Raw genomic sequence first — 23,062 nt, 5'->3', positions numbered from 1 at the left:
TCAAAACACTTCGTTCTTTGAAAACTGGATAAAACGACATTGAAAGCAATAAATCAAATTTCTATTTTATAGATTTTTAAACAAGTCAAGCAATTGACGTGTAAACTTAAATCTTAGATCTCTGATCTAAGTGTTAACTTTTGGTTAAGTTAATAAGGGCGCACGGTGGATGCCTTGGCACTAGGAGTCGATGAAGGACGGCACTAACACCGATATGCCTCGGGGAGCTGTAAGTAAGCTTTGATCCGGGGATTTCCGAATGGGGGAACCCACTATCTTTAATCGGATAGTATCTTCACGTGAATTCATAGCGTGTTGAAGACAGACGCAGGGAACTGAAACATCTAAGTACCTGCAGGAACAGAAAGAAAATTCGATTCCCTGAGTAGCGGCGAGCGAAACGGGAAGAGCCCAAACCAAAGAGCTTGCTCTTTGGGGTTGTAGGACACTCTATACGGAGTTACAAAAGAATGAATTAGACGAAGCGACTTGGAAAGGTCCGCGAAACAAGGTAAAAGCCCTGTAGTCAAAAGTTCATTCCCTCCAGAGTGGATCCTGAGTACGGCGGAACACGTGAAATTCCGTCGGAATCCGGGAGGACCATCTCCCAAGGCTAAATACTACCTAGTGACCGATAGTGAACCAGTACCGTGAGGGAAAGGTGAAAAGCACCCCGGAAGGGGAGTGAAATAGACCCTGAAACCGTGTGCCTACAAGTAGTTAGAGCCCGTTAATGGGTGATAGCGTGCCTTTTGTAGAATGAACCGGCGAGTTACGATTACGTGCGAGGTTAAGTTGAGAAGACGGAGCCGCAGCGAAAGCGAGTCTGAATAGGGCGAATTAGTACGTGGTCGTAGACCCGAAACCAGGTGATCTACCCATGTCCAGGGTGAAGGTGAGGTAACACTCACTGGAGGCCCGAACCCACGCACGTTGAAAAGTGCGGGGATGAGGTGTGGGTAGCGGAGAAATTCCAATCGAACCTGGAGATAGCTGGTTCTCTCCGAAATAGCTTTAGGGCTAGCCTCGTGATTGAGAATACCGGAGGTAGAGCACTGTTTGGACTAGGGGGGCATCTCGCTTTACCGAATTCAGACAAACTCCGAATGCCGGATATTTATACACGGGAGTCAGACTGCGAGTGATAAGATCCGTAGTCAAGAGGGAAACAGCCCAGACCACCAGCTAAGGTCCCCAAGTAATCGTTAAGTGGAAAAGGATGTGGCGTTGCTTAGACAACCAGGATGTTGGCTTAGAAGCAGCCATCATTTAAAGAGTGCGTAATAGCTCACTGGTCGAGTGACGCTGCGCCGAAAATGTATCGGGGCTAAACGATTCACCGAAGCTGTGGATGCATACTTTGAGTATGCGTGGTAGGAGAGCGTTCTAACAGCGTTGAAGTCAGACCGGAAGGACTGGTGGAGCGGTTAGAAGTGAGAATGCCGGTATGAGTAGCGAAACATGGGTGAGAATCCCATGCACCGTATGACTAAGGTTTCCTGAGGAAGGCTCGTCCGCTCAGGGTTAGTCGGGACCTAAGCCGAGGCCGATAGGCGTAGGCGATGGACAACAGGTTGATATTCCTGTACCACCTCCTCACCGTTTGAGAAATGGGGGGACGCAGTAGGATAGGGTAAGCACGCCGTTGGTTGCGCGTGTTCAAGCAGTAAGGCGTGTATGTAGGCAAATCCGCATACTATAACGTTGAGCTGTGATGACGAGCTCGTATGAGCGAAGTTCCTGATTTCACACTGCCAAGAAAAGCCTCTATCGAGGTGAGAGGTGCCCGTACCGCAAACCGACACAGGTAGTCGAGGAGAGAATCCTAAGGTGTGCGAGAGAACTCTCGTTAAGGAACTCGGCAAAATGACCCCGTAACTTCGGGAGAAGGGGTGCTTCTTTGGGTGCATAGCCTAGAGAAGCCGCAGTGAATAGGCCCAGGCGACTGTTTAGCAAAAACACAGGTCTCTGCAAAACCGTAAGGTGACGTATAGGGGCTGACGCCTGCCCGGTGCTGGAAGGTTAAGAGGAGCGGTTAGCGCAAGCGAAGCTGTGAATTGAAGCCCCAGTAAACGGCGGCCGTAACTATAACGGTCCTAAGGTAGCGAAATTCCTTGTCGGGTAAGTTCCGACCCGCACGAAAGGCGTAACGATCTGGGCACTGTCTCAACGAGAGACTCGGTGAAATTATAGTACCTGTGAAGATGCAGGTTACCCGCGACAGGACGGAAAGACCCCGTGGAGCTTTACTGTAGCCTGATATTGAATTTTGGTACAACTTGTACAGGATAGGTAGGAGCCAGAGATCTCGGAGCGCCAGCTTCGAAGGAGGCGTCGGTGGGATACTACCCTGGTTGTATTGAACTTCTAACCCATGCCCCTTAGCGGGGTAGGAGACAGTGTCAGGCGGACAGTTTGACTGGGGCGGTCGCCTCCTAAAGAGTAACGGAGGCGCCCAAAGGTTCCCTCAGAATGGTTGGAAATCATTCGTAGAGTGTAAAGGCATAAGGGAGCTTGACTGCGAGACCTACAAGTCGAGCAGGGTCGAAAGACGGGCTTAGTGATCCGGTGGTTCCGCATGGAAGGGCCATCGCTCAACGGATAAAAGCTACCCCGGGGATAACAGGCTTATCTCCCCCAAGAGTCCACATCGACGGGGAGGTTTGGCACCTCGATGTCGGCTCATCGCATCCTGGGGCTGTAGTCGGTCCCAAGGGTTGGGCTGTTCGCCCATTAAAGCGGTACGCGAGCTGGGTTCAGAACGTCGTGAGACAGTTCGGTCCCTATCCGTCGTGGGCGTAGGAAATTTGAGAGGAGCTGTCCTTAGTACGAGAGGACCGGGATGGACATACCGCTGGTGTACCAGTTGTCTTGCCAAAGGCATCGCTGGGTAGCTATGTATGGACGGGATAAGTGCTGAAAGCATCTAAGCATGAAGCCCCCCTCAAGATGAGATTTCCCATTACGCAAGTAAGTAAGACCCCTGAAAGACGATCAGGTAGATAGGTTCGAGGTGGAAGTGCGGTGACGCATGCAGCTGACGAATACTAATCGGTCGAGGACTTAACCACATTTTATTGCACAAATTCAATGAAACGTTTATCCAGTTTTGAAAGAATGAAATTCTTTTACATAGGCTTATTTAAAGCCCACTATAGTGAAGTGATGATGGCAAAGAGGTCACACCCGTTCCCATACCGAACACGGAAGTTAAGCTCTTTAGCGCCGATGGTAGTTGGGGGCTTCCCCCTGTGAGAGTAGGACGTCGCTTCGCACACGCAAAACCACTGAGGAATCAGTGGTTTTTTTGTTGTTATAAATAGTTTTATTTTTTATATTCTCACCATTGTCATAAATTCTGTAACGTCATTACTAAATTCATCTTCTTTAACAAAACCAAGCTTTTTATATAAATGAATGGCTCTCTGATTAAACATCGCTACGGTTAATCTTAGTGATTTACTTGGATACTTCTCCTCAATAAATTTCATAATGCCTGTACAAAACTCGAACCCATTGCCTTTTCCAACAAGATTTGGGTGCATTCCGACTCCCATATCTATTAAATCTGCTTTATAAACACCGAAATGGTTTCCTCTAGGTACTTGAGCACTCTCTCCAATACAGAAAAATCCAATTACCTCTTTATTTTTATCAGCAATGGCATAGTACGATCCATCCATTAATTCTTCCAAAGCCTCATCACTTTGTTCATTATTATAAAAATCGTAAGGCTGTTCATATTTCCATCCGAGAATGGTAGTGGCCATCTTACTGTTCATCTTTTCGATAAAGATTTCCATTATTGTGACACCTCTTTTATTTATTTACACAATTGATAGTAACATAAAATTTCCATTTTAAAACGACCATCTTTACTGTGAAAGGTAACTTTGGCTATCTTTAAACAGACATAACAAAGTAAGATAAAATATAAAGGATTTATAAAGTCACAATTATCGATAAAATTACTTGTTATAGTGATGGTAGGAGGCGTACATGATGGAACAACAAATTCTTTTAGTGGAAGATGACCGTGAAATTGCGCGCATTATTAAAGACACCTTAATAAAGGAAGGCTATGCAGTGACATGGGCAACGACTGGGATTGAAGGATTAGAAGATTTTTCTGCCGGTAGCTATGATTTAATACTTGTTGATTGGATGATGCCTGAAATGGATGGGCTATCAATGATTGAACATATTCGACTGCAAAGTGATGTTCCAATTATTATGATCAGTGCAAAAAGTAATGAATCGGATAAAGTCACAGGGTTACAAGATGCCGATGATTATTTGGCAAAGCCGTTTTCTTTAGAAGAGTTAAAAGCGCGTGTTCGTTCTCAAATACGACGATGGCAGAGATATAATAGAGTTTTCACAGCAGAAGATATGATTTCATATGTACATGGATTAAAAATTGATTGGGTAAAAGACTGTGTTTATATCGAAGAGGTTGAAGTTAGCTTGACGCAAAAAGAGTTTGCGTTACTGAAAGTATTGGCACAAAATCCTTTCGAGCTATTTACAAAGGAAGCGTTGTATACACATGTTTGGCACCAAGTTGAGCTGGATCAAACACATACGGTAACGGTGCATATTAAAGCATTGCGTGAGAAGCTGCAGGATCCTGTAAAATCACCTAACTATATACAAACTGTATGGGGAAAGGGCTACCGTTTTATAGGTGAACAAGTATGAAAATTAAATCATGGCTTCTCCTTACGTATTTGCTTATCATGATATTACCGTTACTTGCACTGTATGGGCTATATGTATCCATTAACGATTACTACCAAGATAAAAGTCTTGATGAGTATTTTGAGAAGTGGGCAGTTGTATCAGATATAAAAGATTATTTGGATAATCCATCGCTTTACACGATTAATGCTAATTATAAGGAAATCGAGAAACTGACATCCGATCAGTTGATGATTACGCTGTACAGTCCGAATGGCAAGATTTATTATTCCTCGAATTTAATCAACTCTTTGAACGGTTTTGAATCAAAAAGTGCTGTTTATAAAAGTCTGTTTGAATTTAAACAAAACTATGAAACATTCGTTTATAAAGAACCTGTTTATGAAGATGGGGAAATTAAGGGTGTATACAAGATTACGCTCGTTCGTTCAGAATGGCTGGAACAAGTAAACACAAAATCACTTATTGTCGTAACGAGTTTAATTGTAGTAATGCTGTTGTTATATGGGGCGGTTGTCTATATGCTGAATAGGCGCCTCAATAAGCCGGTAAAAAGACTAATGAAACAAATGCGCGCTTTCGCCAAGGATGAAGCAACTAGTCCGCTACCGGTAAAAAAGGATGAAATCGGAGATCTAACCGAGAGCTTTCAATTAATGCAGCAGGAAATTACAGCGACTCGAAAAAAGCTTGCATTAGAGCAGCAGCAAAAGGAATTTATGATTGCCAGTCTGTCACATGACTTGAAAACGCCTCTAACATCAATTCAAGCATATGCAGAAAGTTTACGGCATGGGAACCATACTGAAAGGGATCATCAGGAGTATTTGCAGATCATTCAGTCCAAATCAGATTATATGAAGCAGTTGCTTGATGATTTAATGATGCTAACATTATTGCAGTCACCGACATATGAACTGGAACTTGTAAAAGTTGAAGGCGAAGAGTTTTTCGATATGCTTTTGGGCGACTATGAACAAATCAGCAAAGAAAAGGGGTTTGAAGCAAAGACGACAGCCAATGTGGAAGGGAGTTATCTTGTAAATCCGAAGCAATTGATGCGCGTTGTCGATAATGTTGTCGCGAATGCCTGGACGTACACAAATCCGGGAGGAGCGATTTATATATCCGCATTTGAAACGCTGAATATTCCTGCATGGAGTACAAAAAGGGTTGCAGATAACTTTACGGAAAAGGGCGTATATATCGTCGTCCAAAATAGCGGGGTGACCATATCGGAACAGCAGTGTGAGCAAATGTTTGAGCCGCTGTATCAGTTTGATGTTTCTCGAAGCCATATAGGTGAGCGAGGGGCTGGTCTCGGTTTGAGTATTGCAAAGCAAATTATCGCTAAGCATAATGGGACAATTAAAGCTAAAACACAGCAAGATCAATTAGCAATTGTCATCTGGCTACCACCAATTGAAGAAGAGGGGAATGGATAAAATGAAAAAAATGATATATTCAGCAACATTAATTTTAACGCTGTCTTTAGCGGCATGCAGCAATGAGGAAAATTACTCACCCCAAGAAATATTGAATCAGGCGATGCAGGAAACATCTGAACTTGATTCTTATTATGGAGAATATAAGACAACAATGGACGACGGGACCGAGATTCTTTCGAAGCAATGGGAGAAAAAAGGAAAGACACGTGTAGAAATGGTTGATTCCACAGGAGAAGAATCGATTGCGGTTAATGATGGCAAAACATTAACTTCCTATTCGAAAACAACGAATGAAGCAATGATTTTTGAGCTAGGGCCAGAAGTAGAAAGTTTAGTTCGTCCAACGTTAAAAGAGCAGGCATTGCATACGTTGGAACAAATAAAAAATTCCCACGATATTACAATTGGTGAAGAAGAAAAGATTGCTGGGCATGAAACGTACCATTTAATTGCAAAGGCCAAAAAGCAAAATACGCTTATTGGGGATATAGAAATTTGGGTAGATAAAAAAACATGGATGACATTAAAAACGATTTCGGCAAGTGGCGATATGAAAATAACTTCTGAATTTACGAAATTTGAGCCAAACAGTAAAATTGACGATGCTAAATTTAGTGTAGACATACCCGAAGATGCCGTTGTTAAGGTCGAATCTTTCAAGCCATTGGAACAATTGACAGTAGAGCAGGCTGTCGAGAAGATTGGACCATTTTTAATATTCCCTGAATCCCTTGGTTACACAATGGAAGGAATTGAAGACATGGGGGTTACTGATACGGGAGAGATTGCCTTAACATATTCCAAAAATGGCGATAAACAATTCTCGCTTTCAATCTTTAAGCCAATACAGTCAATTGGAGAGGAAGAAGAACTGATTGAAGTGCGCGGACAAAAGGGTTCTAAAATCGAGTTGGGTACTTTCAAAACAATCCAATGGGATGAAGAAGGTTTACGATATAATGTGATTTTAGAAAATCCGGACTTAACATTTGAGGAAATACTGCAGTTAACAGAGCAAATGGAGATTATAAAATAAACAGTTCGGAGCAATTACAGGAAATTTGTGATTGCTCCGTTTTAATTTTACTTGTGACAAATCGTTCACAAAATAAGACCATTCTATTAGAAAGTACTAAAAGTATCGTGGTATAGTTAGAGCGATATTTTACATGTGGAAGGATGACCTTTTTGGCTAAAAAGCAAGTATGGTATGAAGTAGAAGAAAATGAAACAATCGAGCAATGCCTTGAAAGAATGAAGAAAGATGGCTATATGCCATTTGGGCGCAGAGAAGAGCCGGTGTTCGAAGAAGTAAATGGCGAGCCTATCTATTTGCGTCAAAAAATACAATTTAAAGGTGTATTAATAGAAGAATAACGTACTACTCGATTAAAAACCGAACAATATCTTTTGCTTTAAAAATATTGTTCGCATTTTTGCATTGATTTTATGCGTAACCCTTGTTAAAATGTGTACAGGAAAAACATTTAATCCCTCATATATGCTAGAGAATATGGCTCTAGTGTCTCTACCCGGCACCGTAAATACCGGACTATGTGGGAAAGCAACTTCAGGTATGATGAAATAAAGGATGTGGATCTCAATGCAATTATCTACATATACTTTTAATGCTCAGTCCTCAAGTAGATTGCTTTCTCATGCGTAGAGCGTAGAGAGCAATTTATTTGAGGATTTTTTTACATTTATTACACAAATGGCGAAGATGTTTAAAGGAGCGAAACTCATGAATCCGAAAATTGGCGTTATTATGGGAAGTTCAAGTGATTGGGAAACGATGAAGCATGCTTGTGACATTTTGGACGAGCTGCAAGTGCCTTATGAAAAGCAAGTCGTTTCAGCACATCGCACACCAGATTTAATGTTTGAATATGCGGAAGCTGCGCGTGGACGCGGTATTCAAGTAATTATTGCAGGGGCTGGTGGAGCAGCTCATTTACCAGGTATGGTAGCAGCAAAAACGACGTTACCTGTAATTGGGGTACCTGTACAGTCACGTGCGCTAAACGGACTCGATTCACTATTATCGATTGTCCAAATGCCAGGTGGTGTACCTGTCGCGACTGTAGCAATTGGCAAGGCAGGAGCAACAAATGCAGGCCTGCTTGCAGCGCAAATTTTAGGAGCGTTTGATCAGGAACTTGCTGCAAAGCTTGAGGCACGACGTGAAGCGACAAAAGCGCAAGTTTTGGAAAGCACAGGTGACTTAACGTGACGAAAATGATTTACCCTGGACAAACAATCGGCATCATAGGCGGTGGTCAGCTTGGTCGTATGATGGCAGTTGCCGCAAAAGAAGCTGGCTATAAAATCGCAGTACTGGAGCCAACAATGGATTCGCCTTGTGGGCAAGTGGCAGACATACGAATTGTCGCAGCTTACGATGATGAAGCAGCATTGGAAGAGCTGGCGGAAGTTAGTGATGTCATAACATATGAGTTTGAGAATATCGATTACGATGGTTTGAAACGTTTAACACAAATGGCCTATGTTCCTCAAGGCGCAGAGCTTGTGCGCATTACACAAAATCGTGTCACAGAAAAGCAAATGATTGTTGAGGCAGGCTGTCCGGTTGCACCGTATATTGTCGCATCTACATATGAAGAGCTGCTAGAAAACATTGGAGAAATCGGCTTCCCATGTATCGTTAAAACAGCACGGGGCGGTTATGACGGGAAAGGCCAGCAGTTATTGAAATCAGCTGAGGACTTACAACTGGCAAAAGATTTATTTACACATTCACAATGTATTGCAGAGGGTTTTGTTCCATTTACGAAAGAGATTTCGGTCATCGTTCAGCGCAATGGTGATGGTGAAACATACTGCTTACCTGTCGGAGAAAACATTCATATAAACCACATTTTACATGAAACGATTGTCCCGGCCCGTATCGAACAGTCGACAGCACAATTAGCTGAAGAAGCTGCACTTAAAATTGCTGATTCACTGAAACTGATCGGAACATTGGCAGTGGAAATGTTCGTCCTTGAAGATGGCAGCATCGTAATAAATGAATGTGCGCCACGTCCGCATAACTCAGGCCATTATTCGATTGAGGCATGCAATATTTCCCAGTTTACACAGCATATTCGTGCAGTATGCGGATGGCCGCTACGTAAACCAAAACTGTGGGCACCATCAATTATGGTGAATGTACTTGGTCAGCATGTCGTTCCACTAACAAATTCAATTTCAAAATTTCCTGACTGGTCAGTACATTTGTACGGGAAATCAGAAGCAAAGGTAAACCGGAAAATGGGTCATGTTACAATCATGACAGATGATATAAATACAGCATTACAACAAATAACAGACTCTGGTATTTGGCCGGAGTAAAAGGAGAAGATTTATGATAGAACGCTATACACGTCCAGAAATGGGTGCTATTTGGACTGAAGAGAACAAATTTAAAGCATGGCTTGAAGTAGAGATTTTAGCTTGTGAAGCATGGGCTGAAATCGGTGAAATTCCTAAAGAAGATGTAGCAAAATTACGTGCTAACGCATCATTTGATATCGATCGCATCTATGAAATTGAACAGGAAACACGTCATGATGTAGTAGCATTTACACGAGCTGTTTCGGAAACACCAGCACTTGGCGAAGAAAAAAAATGGGTGCACTACGGTTTAACTTCAACGGACGTTGTAGATACAGCACTATCATACTTAATCAAACAGGCGAATGAAATTTTACGCAAAGATTTACACCAATTCATCGCCATTCTGACAGAAAAAGCAAAAGAGCATAAATTTACAGTAATGATGGGGCGTACACACGGTGTGCATGCAGAACCGACAACATTTGGTTTAAAGCTGGCATTATGGCTTGAAGAAATGCGCCGTAACTTAGTACGTTTTGAAGAAGCCGCAAAAGTAATTGAAACAGGTAAAATGAGCGGTGCTGTAGGAACATATGCCAATATTAATCCACGTGTGGAAAGCTATGTATGTGAACATCTTGGATTAGCAGCTGCACCAATTTCTACACAAACATTACAGCGTGACCGTCATGCACAATACTTTTCTACATTGGCATTAATCGCTACATCAATTGAAAAATTTGCGACAGAAATCCGCGGACTGCAAAAATCTGAAACACGTGAAGTGGAAGAAGGGTTTGCGAAAGGGCAAAAAGGTTCTTCTGCTATGCCGCATAAGCGAAACCCAATCGGCTCTGAAAATATGACAGGTATGGCACGATTGATGCGCGGTTACATGCTGACAGCTTATGAGAATGTAGCATTATGGCATGAACGAGATATTTCACATTCTTCAGCTGAACGTGTCATTATACCGGATGCCACAATTACATTAAATTATATGTTAAATCGTTTCGGTAATATTTTGAAAAACTTAACTGTATTCCCTGACAATATGAAACGCAATATGGAGCGTACATTTGGTCTGATCTATTCTCAGCGTATTTTACTTGCGTTAATCGACAAAGGATTATCACGTGAGGAAGCGTACGATACGGTTCAGCCATTAACAGCGCGAGCTTGGGATGAGCAAACACAATTCCGTCCGCTTGTAGAAGCGAGTGAAGAAATCACAACGCATCTATCACCGGAAGAAATCGCAGACTGCTTTGACTATAACTACCATATTCAGAATGTTGATTTGATTTTCGAACGTTTAGGTCTTAACTAACTAATCAATTAATCAGGAGGAATACGTCATGAATAAAGGCCAGCTTTTATATGAAGGGAAAGCAAAACGATTATATACAACAGAAGATACTGAAATACTTTTTGTTGAATACAAAGATAGTGCGACAGCATTTAATGGTGAGAAAAAAGCCGAGATTGCTGGAAAGGGAAATTTAAACAACCAAATTACGACGTTACTTTTCGAAAAGTTACAAGCAAACGGAATTGAGTCACATTTCGTAAAAAGGCTTTCAGCGAACGAACAGCTTGTACGTAAAGTCGAAATTATTCCAATCGAAGTTGTTACACGCAATATTGCTGCAGGCAGCCTGGCAAAACGTCTAGGCTTGGATGAGGGCACACCGCTTAAGCATCCAATCGTCGAATTTTACTATAAAGATGATGCATTAGGTGATCCAATCATTACAACGGAGCATATTGACGTGCTCAATATCGCAACACCGATCGAAGTAGAACAGCTGTATAATGCGGCACTGCATGTGAATGAAGTGCTGCGTCCGATTTTTACTGCGGTTGGTGTAACATTAGTCGACTTCAAACTGGAATTTGGTCGTGATAAAGACGGCAATATTTTACTTGCCGATGAAATTTCTCCTGATACTTGTCGTTTGTGGGACTCTACTACAAAACAAAAGCTTGATAAAGACGTATTCCGCCGTGATTTAGGCAATCTAACGGAAGTATATGAAATTATATTACAAAAACTTGGAGGCAACTAACTCATGAAGAAAGTTAAAATATATGTAACATTAAAAGAAAGCATCCTGGATCCACAAGGTTCTGCAGTTCAAGGCTCATTGCAAAAAATCGGTTATGGCGAAGTATCTGACGTACGTATCGGTAAATATTTAGAAGTTACAATTCAAGACACTGACCGCGATATAGATACAATCGTAAAAGAAATGTGCGAAAAAGTGTTAACAAATACGGTAATCGAAAAGTACCGTTATGAAGTTGAGGAGGCATAATACGATGAAATTTGCAGTACTCGTTTTCCCGGGGTCTAACTGTGATATCGACATGTTTCATGCGATTAAGGACGAGCTAGGTGAAAAAGTAGAATATGTTTGGCATACAGCTACAAGTCTAGACGGATTTGACGGGGCATTAGTGCCTGGCGGTTTCTCATATGGAGATTATTTACGTTGTGGCGCAATGGCAAACCAATCAAACATTATGTCGGCTCTAAAAGAGTTTGCTGCACAAGGCAAACCAGTGCTAGGTGTTTGTAACGGATTCCAGATTTTAACGGAAGCAGGGCTGTTACCTGGTGCTCTAATCCGCAATAAAAATCTTAAATTCATGTGTCGTACAGTACAGCTAAAAGTTGAGAACAACAACACTTTATTTACAAACGGATATGAAGAGGGAGAAGTAATCAATATTCCGATCGCGCACGGTGAAGGAAACTACTACTGTGATGACGAAACATTAGCCTCTTTACAAGTCAATAACCAGATTGTCTTTACATATGAGGGTGAAAATCCGAACGGTTCTTTAGCGGATATCGCAGGAATTATCAATAAAGAAGGCAATGTACTCGGCATGATGCCACATCCAGAGCGTGCTGCAAATGAAATCGTTGGTGGCGCAGATGGTCTTAAACTATTTAAATCAATTGTGAAGCAGTGGAGGGAACAGCATGTTAACAACTAATTTCGAACCAACACCAGAGCAAATTAAGGAAAAACGTCTCTATGCAGACATGGGGATGTCAGATGCGGAATTTGACTTAGCAATTGAAAAGTTAGGTCGTATTCCAAACTGGACAGAAACAGGTCTTTTCTCGGTAATGTGGTCTGAGCACTGTTCTTATAAAAAATCGAAGCCGGTACTTCGCAAGTTCCCGACAAAAGGTCCTCAAGTACTGCAAGGTCCTGGTGAAGGTGCCGGTATTGTTGACATCGGTGATGAGCAAGCGGTTGTTTTCAAAATGGAATCACATAACCATCCATCTGCGATTGAACCATACCAAGGAGCTGCAACAGGGGTAGGCGGAATTATCCGTGACGTTTTCTCAATGGGTGCACGTCCAATTGCGATGCTGAACTCCTTACGTTTTGGTGAGTTGAAATCAGCACGCGGTAAATATTTATTTGAAGAAGTTGTTGCTGGTATTGCAGGTTACGGAAACTGTATCGGTATTCCGACAGTAGGCGGTGAAATTGGTTTTGATCCGTGCTACGAAGGAAATCCGCTTGTAAATGCAATGTGTGTCGGATTAATCGATCATAAGGATATCCAAAAAGGTATTGCTGCGGGAGTAGGAAATACTGTAATGTACGTTGGTGCGAAAACAGGTCGTGACGGTATTCACGGTGCAACATTCTCTTCTGAAGAATTGACAGAAGATACTGAAGAAAGTCGTTCGGCAGTACAAGTTGGGGATCCGTTCATGGAAAAATTACTTCTTGAAGCTTGTCTGGAAGTTGTAAAATCAGATGCATTAGTTGGTATTCAAGATATGGGTGCAGCAGGTCTTACTTCGTCTTCAGCAGAAATGGCCTCTAAAGCCGGTACTGGTGTAGAAATGAACTTGGACTTAGTTCCTCAACGTGAAACAAATATGTCAGCGTATGAAATGATGTTATCAGAGTCTCAAGAGCGCATGCTGATCGTTGTAAAAGCAGGTCGTGAAGATGAAATTAAAGCGATCTTCGATAAATATGATCTTGATGCGGTAGCAGTAGGAAGAGTTACAGAAGACAAAATGCTTCGTTTACTGCACAAAGGTGAAGTGGTAGCAGAAGTGCCTGCAGACGCGCTTGCTGAAGACGCACCGGTTTACAATATGCCGGATGCTGAACCAGCTTACTTTGCAGAATATCAGGCAATGGAAAATACAGAACCAAACGTAACAGATTATAAAGAAACGTTAACAGCACTTTTAAAAGCGCCGACAATCGCTTCAAAAGAGTGGGTTTACGATCAATATGATTATCAAGTACGTACAAATACGGTTGTAGCACCAGGTTCGGATGCTGCAGTATTACGTGTACGCGGTACAAATAAAGGGTTGGCGATGACGACAGACTGTAATGCTCGCTATATCTACCTAGACCCTACAACGGGCGGGAAAATTGCTGTTGCTGAAGCAGCGCGTAACATCGTATGTTCAGGCGGACAACCACTTGCGATTACAGACTGCCTAAACTTCGGTAATCCGGAAAAACCTGAAATCTTCTGGCAAATTCAAAAATCGGCTGACGGTATTGCGGAAGCTTGTTTAGCATTAGATGCACCGGTAATTGGCGGTAACGTGTCAATGTACAATGAGCGTTCAGGTGAAGCAGTTTATCCAACACCAACAATCGGTATGGTTGGATTAGTAAAAGATTTAGCACATGTTACAACTCAGGAAGTAAAAGCTGCTGGAGACGTTGTATATATAGTCGGCGACACGAAAACAGAATTCGGTGGATCTGAATTACAAAAGTTAGTGGAAGGCGGCATTTCTGGCAAAGCACCTTCAATCGACTTGACAGTAGAAGCGGCACGTCAACAATCTATTTTAGAAGCGATTCAAGCAGGACTTGTTCAATCAGCGCATGATGTTTCTGAAGGTGGGGTTGCGGTTGCATTAGCAGAAAAAACTTTCGCAGCAAAAGGTTTAGGCTTAGACGTAGCATTAACTGGTTCTGCAATAACGGCTTTATTCGCTGAATCACAATCACGCTTTGTATTAACTGTGAAAGCTGAACATGCAGAAGGCTTTGAAACAATCGTAAAAGATGCACAAAAAATTGGTACAGTAACAGACGACGCGAACATAAAAATTAGCGGTGAAGCTGGTGTACTTGTTGAAGGTACTGTGGAGGAATTCCGTTCTGCCTGGAAAGGAGCAATTCCATGCTTGCTGAAATCAGAGGCTTAAATGAGGAATGTGGTGTATTTGGCATTTGGGGTAACCAGGATGCGGCGCACTTAAGTTATTACGGTTTACACGCATTACAGCATCGTGGACAGGAAGGAGCTGGTATCGTCACAACTGACGGTAATCAGCTTCAGGCTGTACGTGGTGAAGGTCTTGTAAATGACGTGTTCAATGAAAATAAATTACGTAAAGTAGTAGGGCACGCGGCAATTGCGCATGTACGATACGCAACAGCAGGCGGCAAAGGACTGGAAAATGTCCAGCCATTGTTATTCCGTTCTTCAACTGGCTCACTGGCAATTGCCCATAACGGGAACTTAGTGAATGCCACACATTTAAAACAGTTTTTAGAGCGCTCTGGCAGCATTTTCAACTCGACTTCCGATACAGAGGTTGTTGTACATTTAATTAAAAAATCAAAACACTCTCCATTTCGTTCAAAAGTGAAAGAAGCATTGTCGCTATTAAAAGGCGCATTCTCTATTATTCTATTGACGAATGATCAAATGATTGTAGCGCGCGACCGAAACGGCTTACGTCCCCTTTCACTTGGAAAATTGGGTGATTCTTATGTTGTTGCTTCTGAAACTTGTGCATTTGATTTAATCGGGGCGGAATACGTACGTGAAGTGGAACCGGGCGAGTTATTGATTATTTCAAATAATGGACTTGAAGTCGACAGCTATGTTGAAAAGGACAAGCGAACAATGTGTGCGATGGAATATGTGTATCTTGCACGTCCTGATTCAAATATTGATGAAGTAAATATCCATATGGCACGTAAACGCATGGGGAAAGAACTCGCAAAAGAATGTGCCCATATTGAAGCGGATGTCGTTACAGGAGTTCCAGATTCGTCCATTTCTGCAGCAATCGGATTTTCTGAAGCGAGCGGAATTCCATACGAGCTTGGCTTAATTAAAAACCGCTATGTTGGTCGTACTTTTATCCAGCCGACACAGGAACTTCGCGAACGTGGTGTTAAAATGAAACTATCACCGGTAGTTCAAGTTGTTAAAGGAAAACGTGTCGTAATGGTAGATGATTCAATTGTACGCGGTACAACATCGAGACGCATTGTACGCATGCTGAAAGAAGCAGGGGCGGCAGAAGTACATGTTGTGATTTCTTCCCCTCCAATGACGGATCCTTGTTATTACGGAATCGATACATCGACACATGAAGAGCTGATAGCATCAAGCCACAGTGTGGAAGATATACGAGTAGCAATTGAAGCGGACACATTAACATTTTTATCTTTGGAAGGTATGGTCCGTGCAACGAACCGCCCGTTTGAAGATGAAAATGGCGGACTTTGCGTCGCATGCTTTACAGGAAAATACCCGACAGAAATATTCCCGGACACAGTTTTACCACATGAAAAAGACTGTTAGAAATTAAGGAGGAGCAAGTACATTATGTCAAAAGCATATGAACAGGCAGGCGTAAATATTGAGGCAGGTTATGAAGCAGTAAAACGGATGAAATCACATGTCGAGCGTACGAACCGTTTAGGTGTGATGGGAACGTTTGGCGGCTTTGGAGGCATGTTTGATTTGTCTGCACTGAACTTAAAGGAACCAGTTCTTATTTCAGGTACGGACGGTGTTGGGACGAAACTAAAGCTTGCATTTATGGTTGATAAACACGATACAATCGGCGTGGACTGTGTTGCGATGTGTGTAAATGATATCGTTGCACAAGGTGCTGAACCGCTTTACTTCCTTGACTATGTAGCAGTAGGAAAGGCTGAGCCGGCAAAAATAGAACAAATCGTTAAAGGTGTTGCAGACGGCTGTGTGCAGTCAGGAGCAGCATTAATCGGTGGAGAAACAGCAGAAATGCCGGGTCTTTACGAAGAAGACGAGTACGACTTAGCTGGCTTTGCTGTAGGTGCTTGTGAAAAAGCGGATATTATTACAGGCGAGAAAATAGTGGAAGGCGATGTTCTAATCGGCCTTGCTTCAAGCGGAGTCCATTCAAATGGCTATTCATTAGTTCGAAAAATTGTATTCGCAGACAATGAAATTGCAGTTAATGCAGTAGTAGAAGGCTATGAAGACCTTGGTCCAATCGGAGAAGCGCTTCTAGTTCCTACAAAACTTTATGCAAAGCCTGTTTTAGCAGCCCTTAAAGCAGCAGACGTACATGGTTGCGCACACGTAACAGGTGGCGGCTTCTATGAAAACTTGCCACGTATGATGCCACAAGGTTTGGCAACTGAAATTGATTTAGGATCTTGGCCAGTGCTGCGCATCTTTGAGTTTTTAAAAGAAAAAGGTGCATTAGCGGACAAGGATTTATATAACGTATTCAACATGGGAATCGGTTTTGTTATTGCGGTACCTGCGAGTGAAGCGGAAAAAGTGGTCGCTGCAGTAGAAGCGGAAGGTGAAAAAGCTTATACAATTGGTCGCGTTGTCAACGGTGAAGGTGTCATCTTTAATGGCGAACATGACGGGAGCTTAGTGTAATGAGTACGAAAATTGCCGTATTCGCTTCCGGAAGCGGTAGTAACTTTCAGGCAATTCAAGAAGCGATTAGCCGCGGTGAGCTTAACGCGACAATCGAGCTTGTAATTACGGATAAGCCGGGTGCCTATGTTGTGACACGTGCACAAAATTGTGGTATTCCTGTTGTGGAGCTTGCACCGAAAAATTTTGCCGATAAGGCCGCCTACGAAGCGAAACTAGTTAAACTGTTAAAAGAACGAGAGATTGAATGGATCATATTAGCAGGTTATATGCGCCTTGTTGGGGAAACGCTTTTATCGGCTTATGAGCATCGGATTATCAATATTCATCCGTCGTTGCTGCCGTCATTTCCCGGAAAAGATGCTATTGGTCAGGCAATGGCTCATGGCGTAAAAGTTACCGGTGTGACGGTGCATTATGTAGATGCGGGAATGGATACGGGAAAGATTATCTCGCAAGGGGCAGTTGACGTTATCGATGGAGACCGTGAAGCAACAGAAGAGCGTATACATAAATTAGAACATGCGCTATACACGAGAACATTACAGCAATTATTTAACGCAAAAAAGTAAATTCGCATGAGCCGCTCCAGTTAGGGCATTGCTCACCGAAAAAATGAATTGGAGGACCCAATCGTGACGAAACGTGCACTTATTAGTGTTTCAGATAAAAATGGTATTTTAGAATTTGCAAAAGAATTAGTAGCTCTTGGCTATGAAGTACTTTCTACTGGAGGAACAAAAAGTTTACTACAACAAAACAATGTTCCGGTAACAGCAGTGGATGAAGTAACAAACTTCCCGGAAATTTTGGATGGCCGTGTAAAAACATTAAATCCAATGATTCATGGCGGTCTATTAGGTAAGTTTGATGAGCCAAGCCATGTTGCACAGATGAATGAACATGGCATCCGCCCAATCGAAATTGTATGTGTCAACTTATATCCGTTCGTCGAAACGATTTCCAAGCCGGATGTATCTTGGGATGATGCAATTGAAAATATCGATATTGGTGGTCCGACAATGTTACGTTCAGCTGCAAAAAACCATGATTATGTAACGGTAATTGTTGATGCAAATGACTATTCTGCCGTATTGGAAGAGTTGAAGGCAGATGGAAAAACAACATTAGCAACACGTCGTCGTTTAGCAGCAAAAGTATTCCGTCATACGGCTGCTTATGATTCGTATATTTCCAATCATTTATCAAATGCAATTGGCGAAGAGTTCCCTGAAAACATGACGCTAACATATGAGTTGAAGCAAACATTACGCTATGGTGAAAACCCTCACCAAAAAGCGGCTTTCTATGCAAAACGTTTAGGTTCGGATTTCTCGATTGCCTACGCAACACAATTACACGGTAAAGAGTTATCGTACAACAATATTCAGGATGCAAATGCAGCATTGCAAATCGTAAAAGAATTTGAAATGCCTGCAGCGGTTGCCGTAAAGCACATGAACCCATGTGGTGTCGGTACTGGCGAAACAATTGAAGAAGCATTCAATAAAGCATATGAAGCAGATCCAACATCTATCTTTGGCGGCATCATCGCATTAAACAAAGAAGTGGACAAGGCAACTGCCGAAAAGTTATCGGGTATTTTCCTGGAAATCATCATTGCGCCAAGCTTTACTTCAGAAGCATTAGAGATTTTAACACAGAAGAAAAACATTCGTCTGTTAACAATCGATTTCACACAGGAAAAGCAAGATCAGTTCAATGTTGTAGCAGTTGAAGGTGGTTTACTTGTACAGGAGCCGGACCGTTTCGGCTTTAAAGATGCAACTATTCAAGTTGTAACAGACCGTGAACCGACTGAAGAAGAGTGGGAAGCATTAAAACTAGGCTGGGCAGTTGTGAAGCATGTAAAATCGAATGCCATCGTTGTAACAGATAAGCAAATGACATTAGGTGTAGGTGCGGGTCAAATGAACCGTGTAGGTGCTGCGAAAATTGCCTTTGAACAAGCTGGAGATAAAGCACAGGGTGCGGCATTAGCTTCTGATGCATTCTTCCCAATGGGCGACACAGTAGAAGCAGCGGCAAAAGCCGGTATTAAAGCAATCATTCAACCAGGTGGCTCGATTAAAGACCAGGAATCAATAGATGCAGCAAACAAAAATGGTATTGCCATGGTGTTTACAGGGGTTCGTCACTTTAAACACTAATTAAAAGTTAGCAGTAGAGAAATTACTAAATTTACGTTATAATAGAATAAAGTTTCGCTAATGTTCTGGCCGGACGTTAGCAGAAGCGTTTGCAAATGCTTTATTTATTCTTCTTTCTGGCCGGGAGAGGGGTAAATAAGACGATTGGGCGATTCTTGGCCGGGTCCCCGTCGTAACCAAATTTTATTAACAACTGCATCGACTTTGGCCGGGAGATGCCCTGTTAATAATAAAATAATCATTGATTGTAAGATACACAGCACTACTTTTGGTCGGGTAGCGCAGTGTAAACGACCATTAATGAAAAGCGCTCGCCTAAAATTTGGCGGGCGTTTTTTTATTAGAAAAATAAAATTAATAGAGAATTATAAGGTTAAATCATGTGTAGGGAATGACTTTAGTTGTTTGTAGTGAAGGGCGAGGACTCCCCCGCGGAAGGCATTCGCCCGCAACGGAAATTAACGATAAAAAAGGAGAGCTCATAATGAATATTCTTGTAATCGGTAGTGGTGGTCGTGAACATGCGATCGTAAAGCAATTCAACAATGCACCATCTGTACAAAACGTTTTCGTAGCACCAGGAAATGACGGGATGAAGCAAGATGCACAGGTAGTTGCAATCGATGCACTGGATTTCGCATCACTTGCACAATTTGCAAAAGAAAATGATGTGGCTTTAACATTTGTAGGTCCGGAGCAGCCATTAGCAGAAGGAATCGTTGACTACTTCAACGAGCAAGGGTTGGTTATTTTCGGCCCAACAAAAGCGGCGGCAAAAATTGAAGGTTCGAAGTCTTATGCAAAAGAGATTATGAACAAATATAATATTCCGACGGCAGCGCATGAAACATTTACAGAAGCGGATAAAGCGGTTGCTTATATTAAAGAGCAAGGTGCTCCAATTGTAATTAAAGCGGACGGATTAGCTGCCGGAAAAGGTGTCATTGTAGCGATGACAGAACAGGAAGCGATCGAAGCAGTGGAAGATATGATCGGTAACCAACGTTTCGGTGATTCGTCTTCCCGTGTTGTTGTGGAAGAGTTCCTGGATGGCGAAGAATTCAGCTTTATGAGTTTTGTACATAAAGGACAAATCTATCCAATGGTCATAGCACAAGATCATAAACGTGCTTATGACGGCGATAAAGGACCAAATACAGGGGGAATGGGTGCTTATTCACCAGTACCGCAAATTTCTGAAGACATTGTAAAAGTTGCATATGACACAATCGTAGAGCCGACTGTAAATGCAATGGAAGCAGAAGGCGTATCATTCACCGGTATCCTGTATGCAGGCTTAATTTTAACGGCAAAAGGCCCGAAAGTAATTGAGTTCAACGCACGATTTGGTGACCCGGAAACACAAGTCGTATTACCACGTATGGCTTCAGACTTCGGTGAATTTATGATGAGCGTAATGAACGAGAAGCCATTCGATTTACAGTGGAAAGAAGCAGCTATGCTAGGTGTTGTTGTTGCGGCGGAAGGCTACCCAGGCGATGTGGAAAAAGGAAATGCTCTGCCGGAGCTTTCGGATGTTGAACTGCCGGTATTCCATGCGGGGACAAAGCTTGCGGGTGATCGGTTCGTAGGTAACGGTGGCCGTGTATTATTAGTAGCGGCAGAAGCAACTACATTAAAAGAAGCGCAGGAAAAAGTATATGCTGAACTTGCAAAAAAAGAATGGACGAATTTCTTTTTCCGCAAAGATATTGGCTGGAGAACATTTAAATAAAGGAAAGGCGATACGTACAGACGTGTCGCCTTTTTACTCAATATAGCTGTCTATCATATATCGCTCTTTTTATGTTTCTCAATCTCAATGGCAAGTAAAAGTAACTTGTCATCAAACTCATCGAGAATACGTAATTTTTCTTCAAGCTCCGTCTCGAAACTGGTTGCTTGGATAAAAAGATTTTTGAGCTGGTTTTCCAGGTTAATCCGGGTAATGGATTGTACATCTGTCGTTGGGGAATATTTATGTTCAGGCTCTTTTACTTGGACCACTTCTTCTAAGGTAGAATGAATTTCATCGTTTTTATCTTTTATTTCCTTTAACAGATTGTGCTGTTGATTGATCGTTTCGTGCAGAGAAATTAATTGTTCATTGTTACTGCTCAGGAACGAACGAAGCAAATGATCCAGCTCTTCGACGGCCTGTATATAATTTTCTGAACGGGCAGCAGGAGATTCAATTTTAGCTGTTTTCTCGATTGTTTCTTTTAACTGTTTGTTTTCTTTCTGTAAGTTTTCTTTTTTTTCCACTAGTGATTCTATGGAAGAAATGAGTTTTATTCTTTGCTCTTCACGTAACTGAATATTTTCGTGCAGTTCACTCAGCTCTTTTTCAAAGCTTTTCCTTAGCATCATTAATTCCACAGAAAGTTCTTTTTTATCATTAATTAACTGATTCAGTTCCTGCTCAAGACCATTTACCATTGAATAATGGTCCACGCTTTGTAGGGTGGATATTTCGTTTTGATATTTAGCGATTTCAGATTTCAAAAAATTGATGGTTTGCTGTAATTGAAGTGGGTCTTTACTTTTCACGCTATCAATCTCCAAATGGATCCCTCCTATCAAGTCATATTTTTCAGTAAGCTTATAATCTCTTGGAAATCTTTTTCCTTTTCATGTACGAGCTGATTTATTTTTTCTGCAGCTTTTCTCTCTTCTTCTTCATTGGCAGGATATGATGTTTCATATTTATTGTTTGATAATAAGTAAGCCATTAATAAATTGAGTGAACTTTTTCCCGGAATTTTAAAGCTGTTAGTATTTTCCTGTACTTCATCTTTTACCGATGAAAAATTCTCTTTCATAAAATGCTTTAGGATCTTATCAAATGTTAGTACTTCCGATTCTTCTTGTTTATCTTCAAATTCGTTTATAATGTTTCCTCCTGTTCCAAATAAATAACATTTAAAGCTGTACATTTACATACATCCGCTAATTAACAACATTCAGGTAACTGATCTTGGAAATATGGTAAGAGCCTAGACATAAACTCTCTTGATCTAATTGATGGAATATATTAAAAGTGGAAGTTATTCGTTGAATTCTTTTATTTCGTGGATATAATTTTGGGTTTGATTTTCCAGCGCAATTAATTGTATTTCAAAAGGATTGGAGCTTTTAGGAACTGGAAATGCTGCCGCCTTACAAATGATTTTTATTTGCTTATGTAAGCAAAATAAAGAAAGGGCATTTTACCCTTTCTTCACTGTATGATGATTAAGTTATTGGTAACACTGCGATATGTAAAAACGCTATATTTAAATTTAAAATATAACGCTTTGTAATGTGAGTATTATAGAACAAGCCCCTTGATCCACCTCTTAATCATTGACGGGCATCATTTCGGTCATCTGCTCTGATTTGGCCATTGCGACTACTGGACAATATTGATAATACCCTTCCGCCACTTTCATTGAACCGGCAAGAATCATCATACGACCAACTGTACATTGAGGTTTATGAGCAATTCTCCCGACACCGAATGCGGTCATAGCAACACCGCACATCATACGGATAAAAGCGTTTGTTTCAGAAATATTTGGGGTCAGCAATTATGTTTCCTCCTTTTTTTAGAAAATTTAAAAATTATTTTGGAAACACTTTGCTTTATGAAAGTGCTATGTTACGATTAATTCACCAAAAGGAATATTGTAGCAATTGCCTACATAAAGCAAAATATATTGAACT

20 protein-coding genes, 2 rRNA genes and 1 riboswitch are annotated in these 23,062 nt (G+C 41.7%); of the genes, 18 read left to right on the top strand and 4 right to left on the bottom strand.

The features are described 5' to 3' along the window. The first annotated feature begins 142 nt into the window (after nt 1-142). Both MHH37_RS19045 and rrf read left to right on the top strand, forming a co-directional pair. A 23S ribosomal RNA gene (locus MHH37_RS19045) occupies nt 143-3,071 on the top strand. 87 nt (nt 3,072-3,158) lie between these two features. Continuing rightward, a 5S ribosomal RNA gene (gene rrf / locus MHH37_RS19040) occupies nt 3,159-3,274 on the top strand. A gap of 58 nt (nt 3,275-3,332) precedes the next feature. Here rrf and MHH37_RS19035 read toward each other — a convergent pair. Next, nucleotides 3,333-3,803: a GNAT family protein gene (locus MHH37_RS19035; protein ID WP_342574271.1), complete on the bottom strand. Its 471-nt coding sequence runs from the start codon at nt 3,801-3,803 to the stop codon at nt 3,333-3,335. A gap of 199 nt (nt 3,804-4,002) precedes the next feature. Here MHH37_RS19035 and MHH37_RS19030 point away from each other — a divergent pair, with 199 nt between their 5' ends. The 16 genes from MHH37_RS19030 to purD all read left to right on the top strand — a co-directional run bounded on the left by MHH37_RS19030 (nt 4,003) and on the right by purD (nt 21,092). After that, entirely contained in the window at nt 4,003-4,701 is a 699-nt protein-coding gene (locus MHH37_RS19030; protein ID WP_342574270.1) for a response regulator transcription factor, read from the top strand. Next, the gene (locus MHH37_RS19025) at nt 4,698-6,146 is read left to right on the top strand and encodes a HAMP domain-containing sensor histidine kinase (RefSeq protein ID WP_342574269.1); all 1,449 of its coding nucleotides are present in this window, start codon (nt 4,698-4,700) and stop codon (nt 6,144-6,146) included. Before MHH37_RS19030 ends, MHH37_RS19025 begins: the two co-directional genes overlap by 4 nt. A gap of 1 nt (nt 6,147) precedes the next feature. Next, nucleotides 6,148-7,185 carry an outer membrane lipoprotein carrier protein LolA gene (locus tag MHH37_RS19020; RefSeq protein ID WP_342574268.1) on the top strand — a complete coding sequence of 346 codons (1,038 nt, stop codon included), beginning with the start codon at nt 6,148-6,150 and terminating at the stop codon, nt 7,183-7,185. A gap of 152 nt (nt 7,186-7,337) precedes the next feature. Then, nucleotides 7,338-7,526 carry an NETI motif-containing protein gene (locus MHH37_RS19015; protein WP_008408744.1) on the top strand — a complete coding sequence of 63 codons (189 nt, stop codon included), beginning with the start codon at nt 7,338-7,340 and terminating at the stop codon, nt 7,524-7,526. Between the two features lie 98 nt (nt 7,527-7,624). Further along, nucleotides 7,625-7,724: riboswitch (purine riboswitch) on the top strand. 169 nt (nt 7,725-7,893) lie between these two features. Further along, nucleotides 7,894-8,382 (top strand): 5-(carboxyamino)imidazole ribonucleotide mutase, encoded by a 489-nt coding sequence (gene purE / locus MHH37_RS19010; RefSeq protein ID WP_014822577.1) that lies wholly within the window; start codon nt 7,894-7,896, stop codon nt 8,380-8,382. Next, nucleotides 8,379-9,503, top strand: coding sequence for a 5-(carboxyamino)imidazole ribonucleotide synthase (gene purK, locus MHH37_RS19005; protein WP_065217655.1), 1,125 nt, complete (start codon nt 8,379-8,381; stop codon nt 9,501-9,503). The genes purE and purK overlap by 4 nt, the downstream gene beginning before the upstream one ends. Nucleotides 9,504-9,516: 13 nt before the next feature. After that, the gene (purB, locus tag MHH37_RS19000) at nt 9,517-10,818 is read left to right on the top strand and encodes an adenylosuccinate lyase (RefSeq protein ID WP_008408740.1); all 1,302 of its coding nucleotides are present in this window, start codon (nt 9,517-9,519) and stop codon (nt 10,816-10,818) included. 28 nt (nt 10,819-10,846) lie between these two features. Beyond that, complete coding sequence (gene purC, locus MHH37_RS18995) at nt 10,847-11,557, top strand: phosphoribosylaminoimidazolesuccinocarboxamide synthase (RefSeq protein ID WP_342574267.1); 711 nt, start codon at nt 10,847-10,849, stop codon at nt 11,555-11,557. Nucleotides 11,558-11,560: 3 nt separating this feature from the next. Then, on the top strand, nt 11,561-11,806 hold the full coding sequence (purS, locus tag MHH37_RS18990) for a phosphoribosylformylglycinamidine synthase subunit PurS (protein WP_008408738.1): 246 nt from the start codon (nt 11,561-11,563) through the stop codon (nt 11,804-11,806). Nucleotides 11,807-11,810: 4 nt separating this feature from the next. Further along, nucleotides 11,811-12,494: a phosphoribosylformylglycinamidine synthase subunit PurQ gene (purQ, locus tag MHH37_RS18985; protein ID WP_342574266.1), complete on the top strand. Its 684-nt coding sequence runs from the start codon at nt 11,811-11,813 to the stop codon at nt 12,492-12,494. Continuing rightward, nucleotides 12,481-14,712, top strand: coding sequence for a phosphoribosylformylglycinamidine synthase subunit PurL (gene purL, locus MHH37_RS18980; protein WP_014822581.1), 2,232 nt, complete (start codon nt 12,481-12,483; stop codon nt 14,710-14,712). The genes purQ and purL overlap by 14 nt, the downstream gene beginning before the upstream one ends. Beyond that, entirely contained in the window at nt 14,688-16,106 is a 1,419-nt protein-coding gene (purF, locus tag MHH37_RS18975; protein ID WP_008408735.1) for an amidophosphoribosyltransferase, read from the top strand. The genes purL and purF overlap by 25 nt, the downstream gene beginning before the upstream one ends. A gap of 24 nt (nt 16,107-16,130) precedes the next feature. Continuing rightward, entirely contained in the window at nt 16,131-17,186 is a 1,056-nt protein-coding gene (purM, locus tag MHH37_RS18970; protein ID WP_342574264.1) for a phosphoribosylformylglycinamidine cyclo-ligase, read from the top strand. Beyond that, the gene (gene purN, locus MHH37_RS18965) at nt 17,186-17,758 is read left to right on the top strand and encodes a phosphoribosylglycinamide formyltransferase (protein WP_342574263.1); all 573 of its coding nucleotides are present in this window, start codon (nt 17,186-17,188) and stop codon (nt 17,756-17,758) included. The genes purM and purN overlap by 1 nt, the downstream gene beginning before the upstream one ends. Before the next feature lie 63 nt (nt 17,759-17,821). Beyond that, entirely contained in the window at nt 17,822-19,357 is a 1,536-nt protein-coding gene (gene purH, locus MHH37_RS18960) for a bifunctional phosphoribosylaminoimidazolecarboxamide formyltransferase/IMP cyclohydrolase (RefSeq protein WP_342574262.1), read from the top strand. 484 nt (nt 19,358-19,841) lie between these two features. Beyond that, nucleotides 19,842-21,092: a phosphoribosylamine--glycine ligase gene (purD, locus tag MHH37_RS18955; protein WP_342574260.1), complete on the top strand. Its 1,251-nt coding sequence runs from the start codon at nt 19,842-19,844 to the stop codon at nt 21,090-21,092. A 53-nt stretch (nt 21,093-21,145) separates the two neighbouring features. Here the strand turns inward: purD and MHH37_RS18950 are convergent, their stop codons facing one another. The 3 genes from MHH37_RS18950 to MHH37_RS18940 all read right to left on the bottom strand — a co-directional run bounded on the left by MHH37_RS18950 (nt 21,146) and on the right by MHH37_RS18940 (nt 22,926). Continuing rightward, nucleotides 21,146-21,922 (bottom strand): multidrug ABC transporter ATPase, encoded by a 777-nt coding sequence (locus MHH37_RS18950; RefSeq protein WP_342574259.1) that lies wholly within the window; start codon nt 21,920-21,922, stop codon nt 21,146-21,148. A gap of 14 nt (nt 21,923-21,936) precedes the next feature. Beyond that, the gene (locus tag MHH37_RS18945; RefSeq protein WP_342574258.1) at nt 21,937-22,293 is read right to left on the bottom strand and encodes a hypothetical protein; all 357 of its coding nucleotides are present in this window, start codon (nt 22,291-22,293) and stop codon (nt 21,937-21,939) included. Between the two features lie 402 nt (nt 22,294-22,695). Beyond that, nucleotides 22,696-22,926, bottom strand: a complete 231-nt coding sequence (locus MHH37_RS18940) for a YgaP-like transmembrane domain (protein WP_014822588.1) — start codon at nt 22,924-22,926, stop codon at nt 22,696-22,698. Nucleotides 22,927-23,062: the final 136 nt, after the last annotated feature.

The sequence above is a fragment of the Solibacillus sp. FSL K6-1781 genome (assembly GCF_038630735.1).
In the GTDB taxonomy this organism is placed as follows: Bacteria; Bacillota; Bacilli; order Bacillales_A; family Planococcaceae; genus Solibacillus; species Solibacillus silvestris.
This window is presented reverse-complemented; position numbering and strand designations above follow the sequence as displayed.

Coding starts and splice junctions, on each gene's coding strand:
- MHH37_RS18945 (WP_342574258.1), bottom strand. CDS start 22,293: ATGTACAGCTTTAAATGTTATTTATTTGGAACAGGAGGAAACATTATA.
- MHH37_RS19030 (WP_342574270.1), top strand. CDS start 4,003: ATGGAACAACAAATTCTTTTAGTGGAAGATGACCGTGAAATTGCGCGC.
- purF (WP_008408735.1), top strand. CDS start 14,688: ATGCTTGCTGAAATCAGAGGCTTAAATGAGGAATGTGGTGTATTTGGC.
- purS (WP_008408738.1), top strand. CDS start 11,561: ATGAAGAAAGTTAAAATATATGTAACATTAAAAGAAAGCATCCTGGAT.
- MHH37_RS19020 (WP_342574268.1), top strand. CDS start 6,148: ATGAAAAAAATGATATATTCAGCAACATTAATTTTAACGCTGTCTTTA.
- MHH37_RS19025 (WP_342574269.1), top strand. CDS start 4,698: ATGAAAATTAAATCATGGCTTCTCCTTACGTATTTGCTTATCATGATA.
- purN (WP_342574263.1), top strand. CDS start 17,186: ATGAGTACGAAAATTGCCGTATTCGCTTCCGGAAGCGGTAGTAACTTT.
- purB (WP_008408740.1), top strand. CDS start 9,517: ATGATAGAACGCTATACACGTCCAGAAATGGGTGCTATTTGGACTGAA.
- MHH37_RS19035 (WP_342574271.1), bottom strand. CDS start 3,803: ATGGAAATCTTTATCGAAAAGATGAACAGTAAGATGGCCACTACCATT.
- purM (WP_342574264.1), top strand. CDS start 16,131: ATGTCAAAAGCATATGAACAGGCAGGCGTAAATATTGAGGCAGGTTAT.
- purD (WP_342574260.1), top strand. CDS start 19,842: ATGAATATTCTTGTAATCGGTAGTGGTGGTCGTGAACATGCGATCGTA.
- purE (WP_014822577.1), top strand. CDS start 7,894: ATGAATCCGAAAATTGGCGTTATTATGGGAAGTTCAAGTGATTGGGAA.
- purQ (WP_342574266.1), top strand. CDS start 11,811: ATGAAATTTGCAGTACTCGTTTTCCCGGGGTCTAACTGTGATATCGAC.
- purC (WP_342574267.1), top strand. CDS start 10,847: ATGAATAAAGGCCAGCTTTTATATGAAGGGAAAGCAAAACGATTATAT.
- purL (WP_014822581.1), top strand. CDS start 12,481: ATGTTAACAACTAATTTCGAACCAACACCAGAGCAAATTAAGGAAAAA.